Source organism: Hymenobacter agri, from assembly GCF_054778495.1.
Genome location: NZ_BAAGZM010000316.1, coordinates 1 through 4,821 on the forward strand (window position 1 = coordinate 1; position 4,821 = coordinate 4,821).

The 4,821-nt window shown below is 62.0% G+C and carries 5 protein-coding genes; 3 read left to right on the top strand and 2 right to left on the bottom strand.

Features of this window, described 5'->3' with window-relative positions; translation table 11 throughout:
- Both ACYVDE_RS14625 and ACYVDE_RS14630 read left to right on the top strand, forming a co-directional pair.
- A partial coding sequence (locus ACYVDE_RS14625; protein WP_460502283.1) for an ATP-dependent helicase C-terminal domain-containing protein occupies nt 1-201 on the top strand: 201 nt, incomplete at its 5' end.
- Nucleotides 202-314: 113 nt separating this feature from the next.
- Nucleotides 315-1,229 carry a fatty acid desaturase gene (locus ACYVDE_RS14630; RefSeq protein ID WP_460502284.1) on the top strand — a complete coding sequence of 305 codons (915 nt, stop codon included), beginning with the start codon at nt 315-317 and terminating at the stop codon, nt 1,227-1,229.
- 161 nt (nt 1,230-1,390) lie between these two features.
- Here ACYVDE_RS14630 and ACYVDE_RS14635 read toward each other — a convergent pair whose 3' ends face one another.
- Together ACYVDE_RS14635 and ACYVDE_RS14640 are read right to left on the bottom strand one after the other, a co-directional pair.
- Nucleotides 1,391-2,230 (bottom strand): FRG domain-containing protein, encoded by an 840-nt coding sequence (locus ACYVDE_RS14635; protein WP_460502285.1) that lies wholly within the window; start codon nt 2,228-2,230, stop codon nt 1,391-1,393.
- Between the two features lie 223 nt (nt 2,231-2,453).
- Nucleotides 2,454-3,305: a Rossmann-fold NAD(P)-binding domain-containing protein gene (locus ACYVDE_RS14640; RefSeq protein WP_460502286.1), complete on the bottom strand. Its 852-nt coding sequence runs from the start codon at nt 3,303-3,305 to the stop codon at nt 2,454-2,456.
- Between the two features lie 222 nt (nt 3,306-3,527).
- Here ACYVDE_RS14640 and ACYVDE_RS14645 point away from each other — a divergent pair.
- Nucleotides 3,528-4,821: alpha/beta hydrolase-fold protein (locus tag ACYVDE_RS14645; protein WP_460502287.1), on the top strand; the 1,294-nt coding region annotated here is incomplete at its 3' end.

Genomic DNA, 4,821 nt, shown 5'->3' on the forward strand with positions numbered 1-4,821 from the left:
GTAGCCCTGCCGCTGCTGCTGCACCTGCTCTCGCCCGGCGGCCGGCCGGCCCAGGTGACGCGCGACCTGCGCAGCTTCTGGGAGAAGGGCTACTTCGAGGTGCGCAAGGATTTGAAGGGCCGCTACCCCCGGCATCCCTGGCCCGACAAGCCGATGGAACATATTCCGACCCGGCTGACAAAGAAGCGGTTGGGGCAGTAGGGCGAGGAGGAATTAATGGGTTTTAGTCAATCCGAAAATTGGTTAAAAAACCATTTCGCTGCCGGATATTCGTCGTGTAACTTCGTAGAAAATCAGGCTTTTTAATCCGTGATATGGCTTCTACTGCTACTCCCGAAGCGCCGGTTATCGCCGGCGACCGGCTTACGCCGGGCTGGCTCAAAATCGTTTGGCTCTACATGATGCTGGTGCCGGCGCTGGTGTGGGGCTTTTCCAGCCTGTCGGGCCCGCGCAGCCTGGCCTCGGCCCTTATTACGGTGGTAACGGTGGGCTTCGGGCATTCCATTGGCCTGCACCGCGGCATCATTCACCGCTCGTACCGCTGCGCGCGGTTTACGCGGGGGCTGCTGGCGTATTTGTTCGTACACACGGGGTTAGGCGGGCCGCTGTCGTGGGTGCGGGTGCATTACTTCCGCGACTATTGGCAGAATCGCATGGACTGCCCGGCCTACTTCCGCTACGACCATTCCATCGCCAAAGACTACTACTGGAACCTGCATTTCGCCCTGAAATCGGGTGATATCAGCCGCTACGAAATTCCCTACGAAGACCTGTACGACCCCTGGCTGGCTTTTCTGGAGAAAACCTGGTACCTGCACGTGCTGGCCGCGGCCGGCCTCATCTGGGCCTTTTTTGGGTTTGAGGCCATGATAGTGTGCGTGCCGCTGCGCATCAGCATCACCATTCTGGGGCACTGGTTCGTGGGCTTCATCTCGCACAAATACGGCTACGCCCGCTACGACATCGACGACGCCACCGAGCACGGCTATAACAACTGGGTGCTGGGCGCGCTGTCGTTCGGCGAGGGTTTCCACAACAACCACCACGCCCACCCCAGCTCGGCCAAAATGAGCACGCAGTGGTACGAGCTCGACTTGGGCTGGTACCTCGTGGCCACCCTGCGCGCCGTGGGGCTGGTGTGGGACGTGCAGGTGGTAGGCCAAGACCACACCCAGAAAGCCCGCGCCAAGGAGCGTAGCTTCCGCTGGCGCTGGCCCTGGCAGGATTGAGCAGCAGTTTGCGTTAGTCGGCACTTCCTTCTAAAACGTCATGCTGAGCTTGTCGAAGCATCTCTACCGCAGTAGTAAACTCATCCGATTGGATTGCGTTGCGCGGTAGAGATGCTTCGACAAGCTCAGCATGACGTTCTGTTTACTCACCATTTCGCCACTCAGCGCATTTCGTTGTCGTCCAGAAAGTTTTTGCCGTTGGTGCGAGGCGAGTAGTGGCGGTGCAGCCAGCGGCTGAGGCCGCCGAGGCCCGGCAGTAGCACCCGCTCGGTAATGTTGGCCTGGTCGAGCTTGTCGCGCACCTCCCACTTGAGGCGGGCCGGCAGAATGATGCGGAAATACAGGTCGGGCCGGTTGGCCAGCCAGTCGTGCAGCTGGCTCTGCGACTGGCTCATGAGCGAAAACAGCGCGTACTGATGCACGATGCGCGCATCGAGGCTGGGCGGCTCCAGAAACAGTACGTAGGGCTCGGCCTGCAGTTCCTCTAGTTCGCGCAGGCTGCTACTCACGGGCTGTAGCAGCTCGGAGGTGAACACGTTGGAGCCTTCCGCCTGCAAGGCCTGACGCAGGCGCTGGGGCAGGTGCTCGGCGGCCTTCACGTAGTTCAGGGCCCAAATGATGCCGTCTTCGTGGTAGGCCGACAGGTCGTCGGTAGCAAAGTGCAGGGCCACGTAAGGCGAGTACGTCCAGTCGAGCAGGCGGGTGGGCAGGCCGTGGTGCTGGGCCAGGGCCAGCCAGTCCCAGGTGCTGGTGGTAGCGGTGGGCAGGCTGGTTTCGCGGGCGTACTTGCGGAAATTGCGCAGCAAGTGGTGCTCCAGGCTGTGGTATTCGCCGCCGAGGCGCTGCAGACTGGTTTCGAGCTGGAAATGACGCGAGCGGCCACCCCGATACACAAACGGCGACCGAAAGCGCCCAATGCGCGCATCCCAGGTATCCTGGAACAGCAGCCGCTGCAGGTCTTCCCAGGAAGTGGCTTCGTAGTCGTTGGCGGAAAGGGGCATAGCGGGTCAGATTGAAGGCGCAAGAACGGCAAACTCCCCTCCTTTTTTAAGTAGGGGACATTTTCGCGAAGCGAAAATCGGGGTGGTAGAATCGTTGGACGAGGATAGAACTGCTGGCGTAGGACACCGTTCAATATCGTTCAACGAGGGTGACCACCCCAATTTCAGCTGCGCTGAAATGTCCCCTCCTTAAAAAAGGAGGGGAGTTTTTCGTTCTACCTTCTTATTCCCCGGCCGGGAAATCGGCGGCGTCGCCCACTTCAGCGTACTGCTCCAGCTCCTTGGCAATGCTGGCGAATTTCTCGCGGGCCCCTTTCACGGCCGCTTTGCCCAGCGGCAAGTGCAGGGGCGGATTTTCGAGCTGCACCACGTCGTACATGGCCTTGGCGGCGCGCACCGGGTCGCCGGGCTGCTTGCCGCTGTAGCCCTGAATGCCGCGCAGGTTTTCGCCTACCGTGGCCTCGTAATCGGCAATTTTGGTGGTGGCAATGGTAGCCGACTCGCCCGCCCACTTCGTGCGGAAGCCGCTGGGCTCGATGTTGGTCACCTTGATGCCGAGCGGGGCTACCTGCTGGCTCAGGCTCTCACCAATGGCCTCCAGCGCAAATTTCGACGCGTTATAGATGCCCACGCCGGGGAAGGTTTTCAGCCCGCCGATGCTGGTAATGTTGAGCACGTGGCCGCTGCGCTGCTTGCGCAGCTGCGGCAGCACGGCCCGCAGCACGTGCAGCGCGCCAAATACGTTCACGTCGAACTGGCGCTGCACCTCCTCGGCCGGCACCTCTTCGATGCTGCCCATGGAGCCGTAGCCCGCGTTGTTCACGATGACATCGAGCTGATTGAATGTGGCGATGGCGTCGGCAATGGCCTTTTTCACGGCGGCTTCGTCGGTCACGTCGCAAACCAGGCCCAAGGTGCGGCCGTCGGCTTTTTTAGTGAATTCGTCGGCTTGCTCGGGCTTGCGGAAGGTGGCGGCCACGCGGTCGCCTTTGTCGAGTACATAGTCGGCCAGCGCTTCGCCGAAACCGGACGAGACGCCGGTAATAAACCAGGTTTTGGCAGTTGAATCAGACATAATTTCTATTCGATGAATAAAATGGTAGCTGCTAAGACGGTTTGGATGGGCTAATTGTTTGCCGGTGGAATGCCTCTTGTCATCCTGAGCAGAGCGAAGGACCTTATTACGCGGGAACGGTGATGTTCTGACGTGACAAGTTTCCTCGCTCCGCTCAGAATGACGGGAGCCGCCCACATGCCGCGCCCGTACCTTCACGAGCCCAACTTCCCACCCAATCCCATGAGAAAGCTCTTTACGTTGCTGCTGGCCTTTATCGGCTTCGCCGCCCATGCGCAGGTTACCTTCAAAATCACGGCCGTGCCGGCCAACACGCCGGCCAACGCCACGCTCTACATCGCGGGCACTTTCAACAGCTGGAACCCCGGCAGCGCGGCCCACGCCCTTACCCGCAACGCCGACGGCACTTTTCAGATTACGCTGCCCGCTGCCACCGGCACCATGGAATACAAGTTCACCCGCGGTTCCTGGGCCGCCGTCGAAACCAATGCAGCCAACGGCTCGGTACCCAACCGCACCTATACTTTCGGCACGGCCCCGGCCACGGTGCTGTGCCAAGTGCTGAACTGGGAAGACCTCGCCGGCACCGGCGGCACCACCTCCACGGCCGCGGCCAATGTGAGCATCATCGCCACGGCCTTCGCCATGCCGCAGCTGGGGCGCACGCGCCGGGTGTGGCTGTATTTGCCGCCCGGCTACGCCAGCAGCGGCCGCCGATATCCCGTATTGTACCTGCAGGATGGCCAGAACGTGTTCGACGCCGCCACCTCCTTTGCCGGCGAGTGGGGCGTGGATGAGGCCCTGAACCAGCTGGCCGCCAACGGCCAGGACCCCACCGGCTGCATCGTGGTGGCCGTCGACAATGGCCCCAACCGCCTCGACGAATACTCGCCCTGGAATAACCCGCAGTACGGCGGCGGCCAAGGCGACCTGTACCTCGATTTCCTGACGCAAACCCTTAAGCCTTACATCGACAGCAACTACCGCACCCTGCCCGACCGTGCCAATACCGGCATCGGCGGCTCCAGCATGGGCGCGCTCATTGCCACCTACGCGGCCCTGCGCCACCCGGCGGTATTCGGCAAAGTGGCTTCGTTTTCACCAGCCTACTGGTTCGCTTACTCGCAGCTGGCGGCCTACGCCCACACGCACCCGGCCAACCCCAATACCCGCTTCTATTTCGTGAGCGGCACCACCGAAAGCACCACCATGGTGCCCCAGATGCAGGCCCTGCGCGACTCGCTGCTGCGCGGCGGCGTGCCGGCCGCCAACCTCAGCTTTAACACCCGCGCCGACGGCCAGCACGCCGAATGGTTCTGGAAGCGCGAGTTTCCGGCCGGCTACTCCTGGCTGTACGCGCCAGCCACAGCCACGGCAACGCGACTCACGCAAACGCTGACCGCGAGCCTGTACCCCAACCCCACCGCCAGCGAGCTACGCGTGGCGCTGCCTGCCAATGTGGTAGGCGACGCCCTGCTCGAAATCAGCGACGCCCGGGGCCGGGCCGTGCTGCGCA

Excerpts from the sequence above, each read along its gene's own strand:
- ACYVDE_RS14630 (WP_460502284.1), top strand. The coding sequence starts at position 315 with ATGGCTTCTACTGCTACTCCCGAAGCGCCGGTTATCGCCGGCGACCGG.
- ACYVDE_RS14635 (WP_460502285.1), bottom strand. The coding sequence starts at position 2,230 with ATGCCCCTTTCCGCCAACGACTACGAAGCCACTTCCTGGGAAGACCTG.
- ACYVDE_RS14640 (WP_460502286.1), bottom strand. The coding sequence starts at position 3,305 with ATGTCTGATTCAACTGCCAAAACCTGGTTTATTACCGGCGTCTCGTCC.